This is a genomic window from Pseudomonas sp. DG56-2 (genome assembly GCF_004803755.1).
GTDB lineage: Bacteria > Pseudomonadota > Gammaproteobacteria > Pseudomonadales > Pseudomonadaceae > Aquipseudomonas > Aquipseudomonas auratipiscis.
Window position 1 is genome coordinate 49,231 of sequence record NZ_CP032311.1, and the last position, 15,413, is coordinate 64,643.

The following is a 15,413-nucleotide window of genomic DNA, read 5'->3' on the forward strand; positions in this document are numbered from 1 at the left end:
GCAAGGAAGCACTATGAGTACTGAAAATCCACTGTTGGGCGCCCAAGGTCTGATCGCCTACGACCAAATCACCCTGGAGCATTTACGTCCTGCTGTCGATCAGGTGATCGAGGAGCACGAAAACGGCATCGACCAAATCATCGGCCATCAGCAGGCATTGCCCACTTGGGACGACCTGGTGCTTGCCGTGGATGGGCTGGATGCCAGGTTGCAGGGAGTGTTCTACTCCATGGTTCCTTTGATGGCTCGAGGCGATGCCTGGGCATCTGAAGTGTTCGAGTGCTATGGACTCATCGACGCGCGCTTCAAGCAGAAGCTTAAAAATGCGCCGCTGCATGTTTTGTATGAGCGTCTCGCCGCCAGCGACGTGGGGGCCAATCTTGATGCCCATCAGCGTGGCACCTTGCAACAAGTGCTCAAGGAGTTTCGTCTGGCAGGTGTTGGCCTGGACGATGCCAGACAGCTTGAACTGGAACAGCTGGAGTCGCGGATCCGCGAGTTGGAGGGGAAATTCCAGGAAACGCTGCAGAAGTCGGTTGAGCAATCCAGCATCCACATTACCGATGAAACGCAGCTTGAGGGGGTTCCTGAACCGCTGCGCGCCGACCTGGCTCAAAAGGCCAGGGATGCCTCATTGCCCGGCTGGCTGATTGTTTGTGTGCAGGAACCGTGCAACGCGATTCTTAAACATGCCACGGACCGCGCCCTGCGCGAGCAGGTTTACCGCGCATACACCACCCGCGGCTGGGACAGTGAACTGGCACATGACAACGGCCCGGTGCTGGAGCAGTTGGCGCAACTCAGGCTCGAAAAAGCCCGCCTGCTAGGGTTTGACAGTTACATGGCGTTGAGCCTTGAATCGAAAAGTGCCGGCTCCGTCGAGCAAGTTGCAGGCTTTCTCGACGATCTGGTTCGCAGGGTTGGCCCAGGGATGCAGCGAAGGCAAACACGACTGCAGGCGGTGGGGCAGTCCCATGGTCTGGAGACTGTCCAACCTTGGGACGTGACTTATCTGCAGGCTGCTGATGCGCGGGCAACGTTGGGTCTTCCGGCTAAAGGGCTGCGCGGCTTCTTCCCGCTGGACAAGGTGGTGCAAGCTTTGCGTGAGCTGACCTGGCAGTTGTTTGGCGTCACCTTGAACACTGATGAGTCCGTCGCGGCCTGGGATCCAGGCGTACTCACCTTTGAGGTGCTCCAGGACCATGCGACGATTGGTTATATTCACCTCGACCTGATCGACCGACCTGGCAAACAAGTGTTGGGCGTTTCTACCTCATACATCTGGCACCGACGGATCGATGCCGAGGGTATCTACCATGGCGCCGTGGCGGTAGTGTTCAGCGACATCGCACCAGGCATTGGTGGTGAGCAACCACAACTCAGTCACCTCTCTCTGCGCAAGTTGTTTCACGAGTACGGGCATGCCATGCACCACCTGCTGGTGCGCACCAACAACCATCTACTGTCCGATCTACGACGCTTGGGGGCGGACGGCGTAGAGGTGTCGAGTAAATTGCTTGAACGTTGGGCGTGGGATGCCGACTACATGGCCGACATTTCTTCGCACCATGAGGATGGCCGCAAGCTGACAACGGAGCAGGTACAACTGGCGCTGACGGCTTTGCAGGGCGAGGGCATTCAGGAGTGCGCACTCCTGCTGTCTCAAGCCTTGTTCGATTTCGATCTGCACCTGTCAGCTGATGACGGCAGGACAATCGACCAGCGAGCCGAGACCAGTCATGCGCAGGTTTGTGGTTGGCCATTGGTAGGTTTTGAACGTCCCATGCATGCCTTGGATCACTTGGTCAGTGGATATGACGCGAGTTTCTACGCTTACCTGTGGTCCGATGCTCAGGCTTTTGATTTGTTTACACGTTTCCAGAGCGAAGGCTTGCGCAGTGCTTCGACGGGGCGAGCGTTGCAGGATGTGGTTCTGTCACAAGGTGCGGCGCGCCCAATTTCGCAAAGCCTGGAAGCTTTCCTGGGACGTCCAGTGAGCTATGTGCCCTTCCTGCGCTGGTATGGTGTGGCTGAAGATGATTGACCAAAGGCGCTGGCAGAAATAGCCATACCTCTATACTGTATGTAAATACAGTATAGAGGTTGGCGCGATGTTCTCTCCAGCACCGCAAAGGGGCCGTGGTACGACCCTCAATCCCCACAATCGCTTCGCCCCCAGGCAATCGCTTGCAGAAGACGATGGCTGGTACCAAGAGGTACCCATGACCCAAGGGACCGAGGTGCGCAGCGAGACGGCCAAGTCCATCATTACTCGCAACACCTCACCCGATCTGCCTTTCGACCGCTCGATCAATCCCTATCGTGGCTGCGAGCATGGTTGTATCTACTGCTATGCGCGGCCAAGCCATGCCTACTGGGATTTGTCTCCTGGACTGGATTTCGAGACCAAGCTGATCGCCAAGACCAATGCTGCGCAAGTGCTTGAGCAGCAGTTGAGCAAGCCGGGTTATGTCTGTGCTCCGATCAATCTTGGCTCCAACACAGATCCCTACCAACCCATCGAACGCGAGCAGAAACTGACCCGGCGCTTGCTGGAGGTGCTGCTGCGCTATCGTCATCCGGTCACGATTGTCACCAAAGGCTCGTTGATCCTTCGTGACCTGGATGTGCTCGCCGAGCTGGCCCGGCAACGCTTGGTGACGGTAATGATCAGCCTGACGACCCTCGATGATGAGCTAAAACGCACGCTGGAGCCTCGGGCCGCAGCGCCCAAGGCGCGATTGCGAGCGATCCGGGTGCTGAGTGAGGCCGGCGTTCCGGTAGGCGTGCTGTGTTCACCGATGATCCCGATGATCAATGACAGCGAGCTGGAGCAGTTGCTTGAGGCGGCCAAGAACGCCGGAGCGCTGAGCGCGGCGTACATGCTGTTGCGTTTGCCGCTGGAGGTTGCACCGTTGTTCGAGCAATGGTTGCAGGATCACTATCCACAACGCGCCAACCATGTATTGAGTCTTATCCGCCAGAGCCGCGGTGGAGAGTTGTATGACAGCCGCTTTGGTGCGCGCATGCGCGGTGAAGGTGTATTTGCCGACTTGTTGGCGCAGCGGTTCGCCAAGGCGATCCGTCGCCTGGAGCTGAATCAGCGCAAAGGCTATGCGCTTGATTGCAGTGCCTTTTGTCCGCCAGGAGGGCAGATGTCGTTGCTCTGACGTAAGTAATGGGTATTGGCCATTGATGGTTTTTTGATATTATTCTGGCCTCTCCTTGAATCTCTGGAACGCCCGTTCTAGAGCCTCTTAATTCAGTTTGAGTTAAGTTTTTCCGCGTAGCGTAGGAATTCAGCCAACAACTGATGTGATTGTTGGTGCGCGCTGGTCATCCAAACGACATGCGCTATTTGAATCATCAACCCGGTAAAATGGACTTAACCAAAAACCGTCAAAGAGGATGAATCATGCCCGTCAAGGACCCATCCAAGGTCGTTCCGGAAGCACCTGCCGAGAGCGCTGATGCCGCCCTGAAGCATATCGTCGACGGCTTTCTGCGGTTTCACCACGACGTTTTTCCTGAGCAGCAGGAGTTGTTCAAGAAGCTCGCCACCTCGCAAAAGCCTCGTGCCATGTTCATCACCTGCGCTGACTCGCGCATCGTGCCCGAGTTGATCACCCAAAGCTCGCCCGGCGACCTGTTCGTTACCCGTAACGTGGGTAACGTAGTACCGCCGTATGGGCAGATGAATGGTGGTGTATCCACCGCCATCGAATACGCAGTACTGGCCTTGGGCGTACATCACATCATTGTTTGCGGTCACTCCGATTGCGGCGCGATGCGCGCAGTACTGAACCCTCAAAGTCTCGAGAAGATGCCGACGGTAAAGGCCTGGTTACGCCATGCCGAGGTGGCCCGCACGGTGGTCGAGGACAATTGTTCCTGCGGCAGCGAGCATGAAAGCATGCAGGTACTGACCAAGGAAAACGTCATTGCCCAGTTGCACCACTTGCGTACCCACCCTTCGGTGGCTTCGCGTCTGGCAGCCGGCCAGTTGTTTATCCATGGCTGGATCTATGACATCGAAACCAGCCAGATCGAAGCATACGATGCTGCCAGCGACAGCTTCCAACCGCTGTCCGCCGGTCAACCGATTCCCTGCGCAACACCCAAAGGCCGCTACTAAGCGTCCTTGAAACCTCCATAACTGCCTGATTGACCGCTGCACCCACGGGTGCGGTCTGGTCATCGGCTGCCTTGAATTCTCCTGACTGCCTTGCCGGCCTGCTGGCGGCTAGCGGCTGCGTGTTTGTCAGGGGTTGTGCCTGCGGCCATCGGAATGGCTGTGAATCTTGAGAGAAGGAGTGACACGGTGAACAAGACACAAGCGAAAGCGTTAATCCCGCGGGAGCTACTGGCCTCTGTAGTGGTTTTTCTGGTCGCCCTGCCCTTGTGCATGGGTATCGCCATAGCCTCGGGCATGCCGCCAGCCAAGGGTCTGATTACTGGAATCATCGGCGGGATCGTGGTCGGTTGGCTCGCCGGCTCGCCCCTGCAGGTAAGCGGTCCTGCCGCTGGCCTGGCTGTTTTGGTGTTTGAGCTGGTACGTCAGCACGGCGTGGCAATGCTGGGTCCGATTCTGTTGCTGGCAGGCCTGCTGCAACTGCTGGCCGGGCGCTTGCGCCTGGGGTGCTGGTTTCGGGTTACGGCTCCTGCGGTGGTCTACGGCATGCTCGCCGGTATCGGTGTGTTGATTGTTTTGTCCCAGGTACATGTGATGTTCGACAGCACGCCGCAGCCTTCAGGCCTTGCCAATCTGGCTGGTTTCCCTGACACCGTCAGGCAAGCGTTCATGCAAGGTGGACGGGACCAGGGTTTGCAGGCTGCTGCATTGGGGCTGGGCACTATCGCGGTTATGTGGGGCTGGGAGCGATTTCGGCCGCAAACGCTGAGGTTTGTGCCTGGTGCGCTGCTCGGGGTCGCCTTGATGACCGCAATCAGTATCTGGCTCACGCTGCCGGTCAATCGCGTTCAAGTACCGGCGGATCTGAGTGAGGCTATCGACTGGTTGCGTCCGGCTGATCTCCTGAGTCTGGCTGATCCGAATCTGCTGGTGGCAGCTTTTGCCCTGGCGTTTATCGCCAGTGCTGAAACGTTGCTTTCCGCTGCTGCTGTAGACCGCATGCACAATGGTCAGCGTTCGGATTTTGATCGTGAATTATCGGCGCAAGGATTGGGCAACATGCTCTGCGGTGTGCTGGGGGCGTTGCCCATGACCGGGGTGATTGTGCGCAGCTCCGCCAATGTTCAGGCCGGTGCCCAAACGCGTTTGTCGGCAATTCTGCACGGGGTGTGGTTGCTGGCGTTTGTCGTGGTACTTGGCAGTTTGTTGCAGCAGATACCCGTGGCGAGTCTTGCGGGGGTGCTGGTGTACACCGGTATCAAACTGGTGGACTTCAAGGCTTTCAAGGGTTTGAGCCGGTACGGCCGTATGCCGATGTTTACCTACGCGGTCACGGCGCTAGCGATCATCTTTACTGATCTGTTGACCGGAGTGTTGCTGGGTTTTGCACTGACCTTGCTTAAGTTGGCGCTGAAGGCGGCACGCCTGAAAATCAGCTTGGCCAGCCTTGATGTTCCCGGTCATCTGGAGCTGCGCTTGAGCGGCGCGGCAACCTTTCTCAAGGTGCCGGCGTTGGCCCAAGTGCTTGAAGGTATTCCAGCAGGGACCACGCTGCATGTGCCGCTGGCCAACCTCAGCTATATCGATCATTCATGCCTTGAACTGCTTGAAGATTGGGGGCGGGCCAACGCAGGCAAGGGTTCGCGGCTAGTGATTGAGCAGCGCAGATTGAAACGCCGGACCGAAGGGCGGGTGCGCACAACGGCGGGCTTGGGCGCCTGACTCATCGCGGCTAAAGCCCGCTCCTACCGGCAATCATTGCCGGTGGGGGCGCAATAAGTGCTTAAGCCGGCTGATCCAGATCCAGGCCGACACCCAGCTGACGTGACAGACAAGGCCAGCGTTTCCAGGCAGCGCCTGTTTCGGGGCTGCTGAGCTTGTGGCGATACTGCTCGACCGATTCCAGAGCGAAGCTTTCTTCATCAAGCATTTCGTCCACCGAGTGGTGAACCACTTCGTCCAACTGGTTGGCGAATTCTTCGCCGATCAGTTGGTGGGCAATCAGGTTGGCCACAGTGGTATCCAGCGGTATCAACGGCTGGTTGAAGTGCTTGATATACAAGTCGTTCACTTCTTCTACCAAGCGATGCGCCAGGTAGGCTTCATCCAGCAGGCAACCCAGGCCGAGGTGGCCATTGGTGATGGCGGGTGGCTGCAGGAAATACTGTTCAGCAATTTTCAGTACAGGTTTTATTTGCGATTCGATACCGGCTTCGCGGGCCACTTCATTGGCGGCCTCAAGCAGCTCTGGAACCTGTTCGATGTAGGCGCTGACGAAGCGGGTCAACGCGCCTTGGGCGTCAATCTCCGGCAGTTGAATCGAAGGATGTAAGTGCGGCAGTTGCTTGATAAGTTGATCTTTCAGTTGGCCGGTTTCGGTCTCATGTTGATGGGCACGGGAAATCTGCTCGCGCAAAGCGGCGATGTTCATGACAACTCCAGGGTAAAGGCGTGACAAACGGAAGACATAAAATAGCTCGGTTCTGCAAACGGCTAAGACGTATTTGGCATAACCGATCCAGTCTTATATTCAGAGATTATATCGAAATGCCATCATTGTGCTCTCACCCCGGCTAGTTCGCGGCTTTGCGCGCAAACGTTCAACTTGGGGTCGAGGAATTTTCCTATCGCGTTGCGTCGACGAGGTCGCTGTCTATACTCCGGTTTGAAAGTGATTCGCTGATGAGGCCCGACTGCAGTTCGCAGGGGCTCGGTCGTCGAAGTTCGCAGTCTTGGCCGCCGTACCCTTAGCCGTAGGTCCACGCCTCCGGGATAACAAGAACGATAAGGGGAACCCGCAATGATGCGACATCCACATGTCTGGATGGGCCTCCTGTTGTGGTCGGTATTCGGTCAGGCCAACGCCGCCTGGACCGTGAACATGGCGCCAGGGGCGACAGAAGTCAGCAACGCAGTGTTCGACCTGCACATGACCATCTTCTGGATCTGCGTGATCATTGGCCTGGTGGTCTTTGGTGCGATGTTCTGGTCGATGATCGTCCACCGTCGTTCAACCGGCCAGCAGCCTGCTCATTTTCACGAGCACACCTGGGTCGAGATCATGTGGACAGTGGTGCCCTTCCTGATCCTGGTGGCCATGGCCATCCCTGCGACCAAGACCTTGATCGATATTTACGATGCCAGTGAATCGGATGTCGATATTCAAGTCACCGGTTACCAGTGGAAATGGCATTACAAGTACTTGGGCCAGGACGTTGAGTTCTTCAGTAATCTGGCCACGCCCGCCGACCAGATCCACAACAAAGCCCCCAAAGACGAGCATTACCTGCTTGAAGTCGACCAGCCATTGGTGCTGCCGGTCGGCGCCAAGGTACGCTTTCTGGTGACGGCTGCCGACGTGATTCACTCCTGGTGGGTGCCGGCATTTGCAGTCAAGCGCGACGCCATTCCCGGCTTCGTCAACGAAGCCTGGACCCGGGTCGAGAAACCCGGCATTTACCGCGGCCAATGTACTGAACTGTGCGGTAAGGACCATGGCTTCATGCCTGTGGTGGTGGAGGTCAAATCCAAAGCCGATTACGACACCTGGCTCGCCGAGCGCAAGGCAGATGCGGCCAAGCTCAAGGAACTGACCAGCAAGGAATGGACGCTTGAAGAGTTGGTCGAGCGTGGTGACAAGGTTTACCACACCACCTGTGTCGCCTGTCACCAGGCTGAAGGCCAGGGCCTTCCGCCGATGTTCCCGGCCCTCAAGGGTTCGAAGATCGCTACCGGACCGAAGGAAGATCACTTGAGCATTGTCTTCCATGGCAAGCCGGGCACGGCCATGGCGGCTTTCGGCAAACAGCTTTCGGAAGTCGACATTGCTGCCGTGGTGACCTACGAGCGAAACGCCTGGGGCAATAACAAAGGCGACATGGTCACGCCTAAAGATGTGCTGGCGATCAAACAGGCAGAAAGCAAATGAGCCGACCTGACAGGAATTCCCGCACCAGCCACCGGATTGCAGGAGACAGGACATGAGCGCAGTGATCGACGACCACAGCCAGGGTCATGAACACGCCCACGGACCGGCCAAAGGCTTGATGCGCTGGGTGCTGACCACCAACCATAAAGACATTGGCACCATGTACTTGTGGTTCAGCTTTATTGCGTTCCTGCTGGGCGGCTCTTTCGCCATGGTGATTCGCGCCGAACTGTTCCAGCCAGGCCTGCAGATCGTTCAGCCGGAGTTTTTCAACCAGATGACCACCATGCACGGGCTGGTGATGGTCTTTGGGGCCGTGATGCCCGCGTTTGTCGGCCTGGCCAACTGGATGATTCCATTGATGATCGGCGCGCCGGACATGGCCTTGCCGCGCATGAACAACTTCAGCTTTTGGCTGCTACCAGCGGCCTTCCTGCTGCTGGTTTCGACGCTGTTCATGCCGGGTGGCGGGCCCAACTTCGGTTGGACGTTTTATGCCCCACTATCGACTACCTATGCTCCGGAAAGCGTGACCTTCTTCATTTTCGCCATTCACCTGATGGGCATCAGCTCGATCATGGGGGCGATCAACGTGATTGCCACCATTCTCAACCTGCGTGCTCCAGGCATGACGCTGATGAAAATGCCGCTGTTCGTCTGGACCTGGTTGATCACCGCGTTTCTGTTGATTGCGGTCATGCCGGTTCTGGCCGGTGTGGTAACCATGATGCTCATGGATATTCACTTCGGCACCAGCTTCTTCAGCGCTGCGGGCGGCGGTGATCCAGTGTTGTTCCAGCATGTGTTCTGGTTCTTCGGCCACCCCGAGGTCTACATCATGATCCTGCCGGCATTCGGCGCGGTCAGCTCGATCATCCCGGCGTTTTCGCGCAAGCCACTGTTTGGCTATACCTCGATGGTTTATGCCACCGGTGCGATCGCCTTCCTGTCCTTTATCGTGTGGGCTCACCATATGTTCGTGGTGGGCATTCCGGTGGTTGGCGAGCTGTTTTTCATGTACGCCACCATGCTGATCGCAGTGCCGACCGGAGTGAAGGTGTTCAACTGGGTCAGCACCATGTGGGAAGGCTCGCTGACCTTCGAGACACCGATGCTGTTCGCCATTGCCTTCGTCATCCTGTTCACCATTGGCGGCTTTTCAGGGTTGATGCTGGCTATTGCCCCGGCGGATTTCCAATACCACGATACCTATTTCGTGGTCGCCCATTTCCATTACGTGCTGGTGCCGGGTGCAATCTTCGGGATTTTTGCTTCGGCCTATTACTGGCTGCCGAAGTGGACCGGGCACATGTACGACGAAACCTTGGGCAAGCTGCATTTCTGGCTGTCCTTCGTTGGCATGAACATGGCGTTCTTCCCGATGCACTTTGTCGGTTTGGCCGGGATGCCCCGACGGATCCCGGACTACAACCTGCAGTTCGCCGACTTCAACATGATTTCATCGATCGGTGCCTTCATGTTCGGCGCCACACAGATCTTCTTCCTGTTCATTGTCATCAAATGCATTCGCGGTGGTGCGCCTGCCCCAGCCAAGCCTTGGGATGGTGCTGAAGGCCTGGAGTGGTCAGTGCCATCCCCTGCGCCTTACCACACCTTCCAGACACCACCGGAAGTGAAATGAACGGCCTGGGCCTGAGGATGAACCATGAGTGAAGGGACCTCGCTCAAACGCCTGGTCGTGCGGCTGTTGCTGCTGACTGTGGTGATGTTCGCCTTCGGCTTTGCCTTGGTGCCGATCTACGACGTGATGTGCAAGGCATTCGGTATCAACGGCAAGACCGGTGGGCAGTATGAAGGCAGCCAGACCAGTGACCCGAGTCGCATGGTGAAGGTGCAGTTTATGTCGACCAATGCCAGTGACATGGTCTGGGAGTTCTACTCCACCGCCGACCAGATCGACGTCAACCCGGGAGCAGTGAACCAAATGGTGTTCATAGCGCGCAATCCGACCGACAAGCCTATGAGCGCCCAAGCTGTTCCAAGCATCACCCCGGCAGAAGCGGCGGCCTACTTTCACAAGACCGAGTGCTTCTGTTTTACCCAGCAAGTACTGCAGCCAGGAGAGCGTATCGAAATGCCGGTGCGCTTTATCGTCGACCGCGACCTGCCCAAGGATGTGAAACACCTGACGCTGGCTTACACGTTGTTCGATATCACCGCTCGCCACCCGCCGGTTGCACACCTGGCGAGCCAGGACACACAGGGTGCCCGATAAGGAGAACACTCAATGGCTTCGCATGAGCACTACTACGTTCCGGCGCAGAGCAAGTGGCCGATCATTGCCACCATCGGCATGTTCATTACGGTGTTTGGCCTGGGTACCTGGTTCAACGATCTCAAGGCCGGGCGACCGGATTCCCATGGTCCGTGGATCTTCTTCTTCGGCGCGCTGTGCCTGGCTTACATGCTGTTCGGCTGGTTTGGCGCGGTCGTCAAGGAAAGTCGCGCCGGGCTCTATAGCCCGCAGTTGGACAGGTCGTTCCGCTGGGGGATGTCGTGGTTCATTTTTTCCGAGGTAATGTTTTTCATCGCCTTCTTCGGGGCGTTGTTCTACGTCCGCAATCTGGCCGGGCCCTGGTTGGGGGGAGAAGGTGCCAAGGGCGTAGCGCACATGCTCTGGCCAAACTTCGAGTTTTCCTGGCCATTGCTGAACACGCCGGATCCGAAGCTATTTCCACCGGCAAAAGACATCATCGATCCTTGGCATCTGCCGTTGATCAATACCATTTTGCTGGTCAGCTCCAGTGTCACGGTGACTATCGCGCACCACGCCCTGCGCAAGGATCACCGGGGTGCGCTGAAATTCTGGCTCGGCTTGACCATCGTGCTCGGAGTCGCCTTCCTCATTCTGCAGGCGTACGAGTATCACGAAGCCTACAACGAGCTTGGTTTGACCCTGGGTTCGGGAATCTATGGCGCAACATTCTTCATGCTCACCGGATTCCATGGTGCGCACGTCACCATGGGCACGCTGATTTTGTTCGTTATGTTGGTGCGCATCATGCGTGGACACTTCAGCCCCGATAAGCATTTCGGCTTCGAAGCGGCTAGCTGGTATTGGCACTTCGTCGACGTGGTCTGGGTCGGGTTGTTTATCTTTGTGTATGTGCTGTAGCGGGTTTTAGAACGGCGCGTGGGAGACTAGTTGGCCGCTGTAAAAGCCCCAGGTCACCAGCGCCAGGGTCAGCGCGGCGAGGGTAACCCGCACGGTCAGGGCTTTGAGCAGACGTGTGGAGTCGCCATCGTCCTTGACCAGAAAGAACAGGCCACTGAACAGACTGGCGATGGTCGCCAGCAGCATCAGGACAATCGCAGCTTTAAGCATGGCGAAACTCCGGGGGGATGCATCGATGACCTTAAGTATAGCGATTGACCATGGGGTGACCGGGTGAAGCCATTTCGCCCTGGTTGGCTGCCGACGCTGGTAGTGCTGTTGCTGCTACCGGGCTTGATCGGCCTCGGTTTCTGGCAACTCGGGCGTGCGGAACAAAAGCGCGACCTGCTTGGCAGCTACGCCGAGCGCCAGGCTGGCGAACCCATTGGTGTGACGCAACTGACCCAGGTGCAAGACCCGGCTTACCGCCGTGTTCGCCTATTCGGCCATTTTGATACCCAGCACAGTTTGCTGCTGGATAACCGCATGCGGGATGGCCACGTCGGCGTCGAGCTTTTACAACCCTTTTTCGATCAGTCCAGCGGGCTTTGGCTACTGCTCAATCGCGGCTGGTTACCATGGCCGGACCGACGCAATCCCGTGCAGTTCGCTACGCCGGAGCAAACCTTGAGCCTGGATGCCTGGGTATATATCGCCCCAGGCGCGACCTTCCAGCTGCATGCCGATCCTGAGGGTGGCAGTTGGCCGCGGCTGCTGACAGCCATCGATGCCGGTCATCTCTGGACGCAGTTGGCGCGCCAGGGCTTTGCTCATGAACTGCGTCTGGAGGCCAGCCCGGTCAGCTACCGTCTGGACTGGCCTGTGGTTGCCATGGGGCCGGAAAAACATGTGGGCTACGCCGTGCAGTGGTTTGCCCTGGCGTTGGCGTTGGTCCTGCTCTACCTCTACTTCGGCTGGCATAACAACAAAAAGGAGAAACAGCATGGGAGCCGTCACGAGTCCACTCAACATGTCTGAAGGCAAGACGCCGCGCGGGCGAACTCGCGGACGCCTGCAACTGATCCTGATCCTGCTGGTGGTCGTTGGCCCTATGCTACTGGCCACTGCCATGTATAAGTTGCAGTTCTGGGTGCCCGATAGCCGCAGCTATCACGGCGAGATGATTGGTGATGGTAAAAGCCGCGCCGATCTTGGCGTGGACGCCGATGAACAGCGCTGGCAGCTGTTGGTCAGCGCGCCTAAGGAATGTGGCCTGGATTGTCAGCAACTGGTGTACCTGGCCCGGCAGATTCAAGTCGGCCTCGGTCGCGATGCCAGCCGCGCCAGTCATGCCCTGGCCACAACCCAGCCGTTGACGGGTGATTATCAGGCCCGGCTCGATCGTGAATATCCACAACTGCAACGCTACCCGCTGAACCTGGACAAGTACGGTGCCGTGAGTCAGGGCAAGCAAGATGCTCAGCTTTGGGTCATCGATCCACACGGCAATCTGGTGCTGCGTTATGACGCCAGGGTCAAGGGCAAGGATCTGCTCAACGACCTGCGCCATCTGCTGAAACTGTCCAATATCGGGTAGGACTAGATCATGGCCAGACCTGGATACCGTCTAGCTGTATTTGCCACCTTGCTGGCGCTGGTAGTTGTGCTGCTCGGGGCCTATACCCGTCTCACCCATGCCGGCCTGGGGTGCCCGGACTGGCCGGGCTGCTACGGCTTCATCAGCGTGCCCAAGAGCGAGGCGCAGCTGGCTCATGCCGAACTGCATTATCCGGACTCGCCGGTGGAGGAGCACAAGGGCCGCAACGAAATGGTCCATCGTTACTTTGCAGGCACCTTGGCGTTGGTGATCACCCTCCTGGCCTGGCAGGCTTGGCGTCGCCATGGCCGGGATGGCCAGCCTTATCGCTTGCCTTTACTGTTGCTCGTGGTGGTGTTCGCGCAGGCGGCATTCGGCATGTGGACGGTGACCCTCAAGCTTTGGCCGCAGGTCGTTACGGCACATCTATTAGGTGGGTTTGCCACCTTGAGTCTGTTGTTCTTGCTGAGCCTGCGATTGTCGCGGGCATTTGCTCCCCTGCCCAAGCTGCCCCTGAGCGTCAGGCGGGTGGCCGCGTTGGGGTTCCTTGTCGTTGTCGGTCAGATCGCCTTGGGTGGTTGGGTGAGTGCCAACTACGCCGCGGTGGCGTGTGTGGACCTGCCCACCTGCCATGGCCAATGGTGGCCACAGGCCGACTTCGCCAACGGCTTTCACCTCACTCAACACATCGGCCCCAATTACCTCGGCGGGCAGTTGGACAGTGATGCACGCACAGCTATTCACATGAGCCATCGCATGGGGGCTTTGTTGGTCACATGTGTGCTGCTGATGCTCAGCTGGAAGCTACACCGCCATGGCCTGAGCAAGTTGGCAGGCGTGGTGTTGCTGGCACTGGGCGCACAGGTTGGATTGGGGATAAGTAATGTGCTGTTCCACCTGCCACTGCCGGTGGCCGTGGCGCATAACGCCGGTGGCGCCATGCTGCTGCTGAGCATGGTGCTGGTCAATTACCGTATACGCCTGGTGGCCAAGGCCAAGGCACGTCGAGTCAGCCAAGGTTGGCGCCTGACACCGCTTACTAACGGCGGCGTGGTTCACTATCTGGGAGATAACTCATGGCGTCGCTTCTGAGTGAACGCAGTCAGCAGGCTGGCTGGCGCGACTATCTGGAACTGACCAAGCCCAAGGTGGTGGTGCTGATGCTGATCACCTCGCTGGTGGGCATGTTCCTCGCCACACGTGCGGGCGTGCCCTGGACGGTGCTGTTGTTCGGCAATCTGGGCATCGCCTGCTGCGCCGGCGGTGCTGCTGCGGTGAATCATGTGGTGGATCGGCGCATCGATGCGCTAATGGCACGTACACACAAGCGGCCGTTGGCCGAAGGCCGGGTAACGCCAGGCGCCGCGCTGATTTTCGCCCTGCTGCTTTCGCTGTCAGGCATGGGCCTGCTGCTGGTGTTTACCAATGCCCTCACCGCCTGGCTAACCCTCGCTTCACTGCTGGGCTACGCAGTGATCTACACCGGCTTTCTCAAACGGGCCACACCGCAGAACATCGTGATTGGCGGGTTAGCCGGTGCGGCGCCGCCGTTGCTGGGCTGGGTGGCGGTCAGCGGCCATATCAGTGCCGAACCGCTGCTGCTGGTACTGATCATTTTTGCCTGGACTCCCCCGCATTTCTGGTCCCTGGCCATTCACCGCAAGGAAGAGTATGCCAAGGCGGATATTCCGATGTTGCCGGTGACCCATGGCGAGCATTACACCAAGGTGCACATTTTGCTCTATACCCTGGTGTTGCTGGCGGTCAGCCTGCTGCCCTATGCCATTCATATGAGTGGGCCGCTGTACCTGGCCTGCGCCGCGGTACTGGGCTTGCGCTTCCTGCAATGGGCCTGGGTGTTGTACCGTGGCAGTCGGCCGCATGCCGCGATCAAGACCTTCAAGTACTCTATCTGGTACCTGTTTTTGCTGTTCATCGCGCTGCTTGTTGATCACTACTTACTGTTGAACCTATGACTCGAACCCAGAAAACCGTTTTCATCCTCGTTGCCCTGGTCGCCGTGATCCTTGGGCTTACCGTCAACAAAGTGCTCAATGGCCGCAGTGAGGGCAACCCTGCTGAACTGATCGATGCGGGCATTATTCTGCTGCCGCAGAGCCGCACGGTGCCAAGCCTGGAAATGACTGACGAAAAGGGTCAGACCGTGGCGGTGGATGAACTTACAGGTAAATGGTCGCTACTGTTCTTCGGCTACACCTTCTGCCCGGACATCTGCCCGACCACCCTTGCGCAGTTGCGTCAGGTTAAGAGCGAATTGCCCAAGGAAGCGGTAGACCGCTTGCAGGTCATTCTGGTCAGTGTTGACCCGAACCGTGATACCCCGACTCAGCTGCAGCAGTATCTGGGATATTTCGACAAGGATTTCCGTGGCCTGACCGGCTCACTGGATAACTTGCAGAAGCTGGCCAATGCGGTAAGCATCCCGTTCATTCCGGCCGATACCAGCAAGCCGAACTACACGGTTGATCACAGTGGCAACCTGGCGGTGATTGGGCCAGACGGCAAGCAGCGGGGGTTTATTCGCGCACCGTTCAACAATCAGAAGTTGGTAGCGCAGTTGCCGGGCTTGCTCAAGCGCGACTAAAAGCATCGCCGGGCAGGTCCGCTCCCACCGACGCTG

Annotated in this window: 15 protein-coding genes; 13 read left to right on the forward strand and 2 right to left on the reverse strand. The window is 57.9% G+C overall.

Going from position 1 to position 15,413, the window contains the following annotated elements; genetic code table 11:
• Positions 1 to 13: 13 nt before the first annotated feature.
• The 4 genes from D3Z90_RS00245 (at position 14) to D3Z90_RS00260 (ending at position 5,854) form a co-directional block, all read left to right on the forward strand.
• Positions 14 to 2,044 carry a M3 family metallopeptidase gene (locus tag D3Z90_RS00245; RefSeq protein ID WP_136473868.1) on the forward strand — a complete coding sequence of 677 codons (2,031 nt, stop codon included), beginning with the start codon at positions 14 to 16 and terminating at the stop codon, positions 2,042 to 2,044.
• A gap of 67 nt (positions 2,045 to 2,111) precedes the next feature.
• On the forward strand, positions 2,112 to 3,170 hold the full coding sequence (locus D3Z90_RS00250) for a PA0069 family radical SAM protein (RefSeq protein WP_136473869.1): 1,059 nt from the start codon (positions 2,112 to 2,114) through the stop codon (positions 3,168 to 3,170).
• A gap of 245 nt (positions 3,171 to 3,415) precedes the next feature.
• Positions 3,416 to 4,135, forward strand: coding sequence for a carbonic anhydrase (locus D3Z90_RS00255; RefSeq protein ID WP_136473870.1), 720 nt, complete (start codon positions 3,416 to 3,418; stop codon positions 4,133 to 4,135).
• Positions 4,136 to 4,288: 153 nt separating this feature from the next.
• Positions 4,289 to 5,854 (forward strand): SulP family inorganic anion transporter, encoded by a 1,566-nt coding sequence (locus D3Z90_RS00260; RefSeq protein ID WP_168198421.1) that lies wholly within the window; start codon positions 4,289 to 4,291, stop codon positions 5,852 to 5,854.
• Positions 5,855 to 5,915: 61 nt separating this feature from the next.
• On the opposite strand, the gene D3Z90_RS00265 is transcribed toward D3Z90_RS00260, so the two are convergent.
• Positions 5,916 to 6,563, reverse strand: coding sequence for a hypothetical protein (locus tag D3Z90_RS00265; protein ID WP_136473872.1), 648 nt, complete (start codon positions 6,561 to 6,563; stop codon positions 5,916 to 5,918).
• Positions 6,564 to 6,932: 369 nt separating this feature from the next.
• Between D3Z90_RS00265 and coxB the strand changes: the two genes are divergently transcribed.
• The 4 genes from coxB to D3Z90_RS00285 are packed head-to-tail and all read left to right on the forward strand — an operon-like array spanning position 6,933 to position 11,196.
• Positions 6,933 to 8,060, forward strand: coding sequence for a cytochrome c oxidase subunit II (gene coxB, locus D3Z90_RS00270; protein WP_136473873.1), 1,128 nt, complete (start codon positions 6,933 to 6,935; stop codon positions 8,058 to 8,060).
• 52 nt (positions 8,061 to 8,112) lie between these two features.
• Positions 8,113 to 9,702 (forward strand): cytochrome c oxidase subunit I, encoded by a 1,590-nt coding sequence (gene ctaD / locus D3Z90_RS00275; RefSeq protein WP_136473874.1) that lies wholly within the window; start codon positions 8,113 to 8,115, stop codon positions 9,700 to 9,702.
• 24 nt (positions 9,703 to 9,726) lie between these two features.
• Positions 9,727 to 10,296: a cytochrome c oxidase assembly protein gene (locus D3Z90_RS00280; RefSeq protein WP_136473875.1), complete on the forward strand. Its 570-nt coding sequence runs from the start codon at positions 9,727 to 9,729 to the stop codon at positions 10,294 to 10,296.
• 12 nt (positions 10,297 to 10,308) lie between these two features.
• Positions 10,309 to 11,196 carry a cytochrome c oxidase subunit 3 gene (locus D3Z90_RS00285; protein ID WP_136473876.1) on the forward strand — a complete coding sequence of 296 codons (888 nt, stop codon included), beginning with the start codon at positions 10,309 to 10,311 and terminating at the stop codon, positions 11,194 to 11,196.
• A gap of 6 nt (positions 11,197 to 11,202) precedes the next feature.
• On the opposite strand, the gene D3Z90_RS00290 is transcribed toward D3Z90_RS00285, so the two are convergent.
• Positions 11,203 to 11,406: a twin transmembrane helix small protein gene (locus D3Z90_RS00290; protein ID WP_136473877.1), complete on the reverse strand. Its 204-nt coding sequence runs from the start codon at positions 11,404 to 11,406 to the stop codon at positions 11,203 to 11,205.
• 63 nt (positions 11,407 to 11,469) lie between these two features.
• Here D3Z90_RS00290 and D3Z90_RS00295 point away from each other — a divergent pair, with 63 nt between their 5' ends.
• The 5 genes from D3Z90_RS00295 to D3Z90_RS00315 are packed head-to-tail and all read left to right on the forward strand — an operon-like array spanning position 11,470 to position 15,377.
• Positions 11,470 to 12,213: an SURF1 family protein gene (locus tag D3Z90_RS00295; RefSeq protein WP_136473878.1), complete on the forward strand. Its 744-nt coding sequence runs from the start codon at positions 11,470 to 11,472 to the stop codon at positions 12,211 to 12,213.
• Entirely contained in the window at positions 12,179 to 12,772 is a 594-nt protein-coding gene (locus D3Z90_RS00300) for a hypothetical protein (RefSeq protein ID WP_136473879.1), read from the forward strand. Before D3Z90_RS00295 ends, D3Z90_RS00300 begins: the two co-directional genes overlap by 35 nt.
• A gap of 9 nt (positions 12,773 to 12,781) precedes the next feature.
• The gene (locus tag D3Z90_RS00305) at positions 12,782 to 13,864 is read left to right on the forward strand and encodes a heme A synthase (RefSeq protein ID WP_136473880.1); all 1,083 of its coding nucleotides are present in this window, start codon (positions 12,782 to 12,784) and stop codon (positions 13,862 to 13,864) included.
• Positions 13,849 to 14,748 (forward strand): heme o synthase, encoded by a 900-nt coding sequence (gene cyoE / locus D3Z90_RS00310; protein WP_136473881.1) that lies wholly within the window; start codon positions 13,849 to 13,851, stop codon positions 14,746 to 14,748. Before D3Z90_RS00305 ends, cyoE begins: the two co-directional genes overlap by 16 nt.
• Positions 14,745 to 15,377 (forward strand): SCO family protein, encoded by a 633-nt coding sequence (locus tag D3Z90_RS00315; protein WP_136473882.1) that lies wholly within the window; start codon positions 14,745 to 14,747, stop codon positions 15,375 to 15,377. The genes cyoE and D3Z90_RS00315 overlap by 4 nt, the downstream gene beginning before the upstream one ends.
• Positions 15,378 to 15,413: the final 36 nt, after the last annotated feature.

Excerpts from the sequence above, each read along its gene's own strand:
- D3Z90_RS00245 (WP_136473868.1), top strand. The coding sequence starts at position 14 with ATGAGTACTGAAAATCCACTGTTGGGCGCCCAAGGTCTGATCGCCTAC.
- D3Z90_RS00250 (WP_136473869.1), top strand. The coding sequence starts at position 2,112 with ATGTTCTCTCCAGCACCGCAAAGGGGCCGTGGTACGACCCTCAATCCC.
- D3Z90_RS00255 (WP_136473870.1), top strand. The coding sequence starts at position 3,416 with ATGCCCGTCAAGGACCCATCCAAGGTCGTTCCGGAAGCACCTGCCGAG.
- D3Z90_RS00260 (WP_168198421.1), top strand. The coding sequence starts at position 4,289 with ATGGCTGTGAATCTTGAGAGAAGGAGTGACACGGTGAACAAGACACAA.
- D3Z90_RS00265 (WP_136473872.1), bottom strand. The coding sequence starts at position 6,563 with ATGAACATCGCCGCTTTGCGCGAGCAGATTTCCCGTGCCCATCAACAT.
- coxB (WP_136473873.1), top strand. The coding sequence starts at position 6,933 with ATGATGCGACATCCACATGTCTGGATGGGCCTCCTGTTGTGGTCGGTA.
- ctaD (WP_136473874.1), top strand. The coding sequence starts at position 8,113 with ATGAGCGCAGTGATCGACGACCACAGCCAGGGTCATGAACACGCCCAC.
- D3Z90_RS00280 (WP_136473875.1), top strand. The coding sequence starts at position 9,727 with ATGAGTGAAGGGACCTCGCTCAAACGCCTGGTCGTGCGGCTGTTGCTG.
- D3Z90_RS00285 (WP_136473876.1), top strand. The coding sequence starts at position 10,309 with ATGGCTTCGCATGAGCACTACTACGTTCCGGCGCAGAGCAAGTGGCCG.
- D3Z90_RS00290 (WP_136473877.1), bottom strand. The coding sequence starts at position 11,406 with ATGCTTAAAGCTGCGATTGTCCTGATGCTGCTGGCGACCATCGCCAGT.
- D3Z90_RS00300 (WP_136473879.1), top strand. The coding sequence starts at position 12,179 with ATGGGAGCCGTCACGAGTCCACTCAACATGTCTGAAGGCAAGACGCCG.
- D3Z90_RS00305 (WP_136473880.1), top strand. The coding sequence starts at position 12,782 with ATGGCCAGACCTGGATACCGTCTAGCTGTATTTGCCACCTTGCTGGCG.
- cyoE (WP_136473881.1), top strand. The coding sequence starts at position 13,849 with ATGGCGTCGCTTCTGAGTGAACGCAGTCAGCAGGCTGGCTGGCGCGAC.
- D3Z90_RS00315 (WP_136473882.1), top strand. The coding sequence starts at position 14,745 with ATGACTCGAACCCAGAAAACCGTTTTCATCCTCGTTGCCCTGGTCGCC.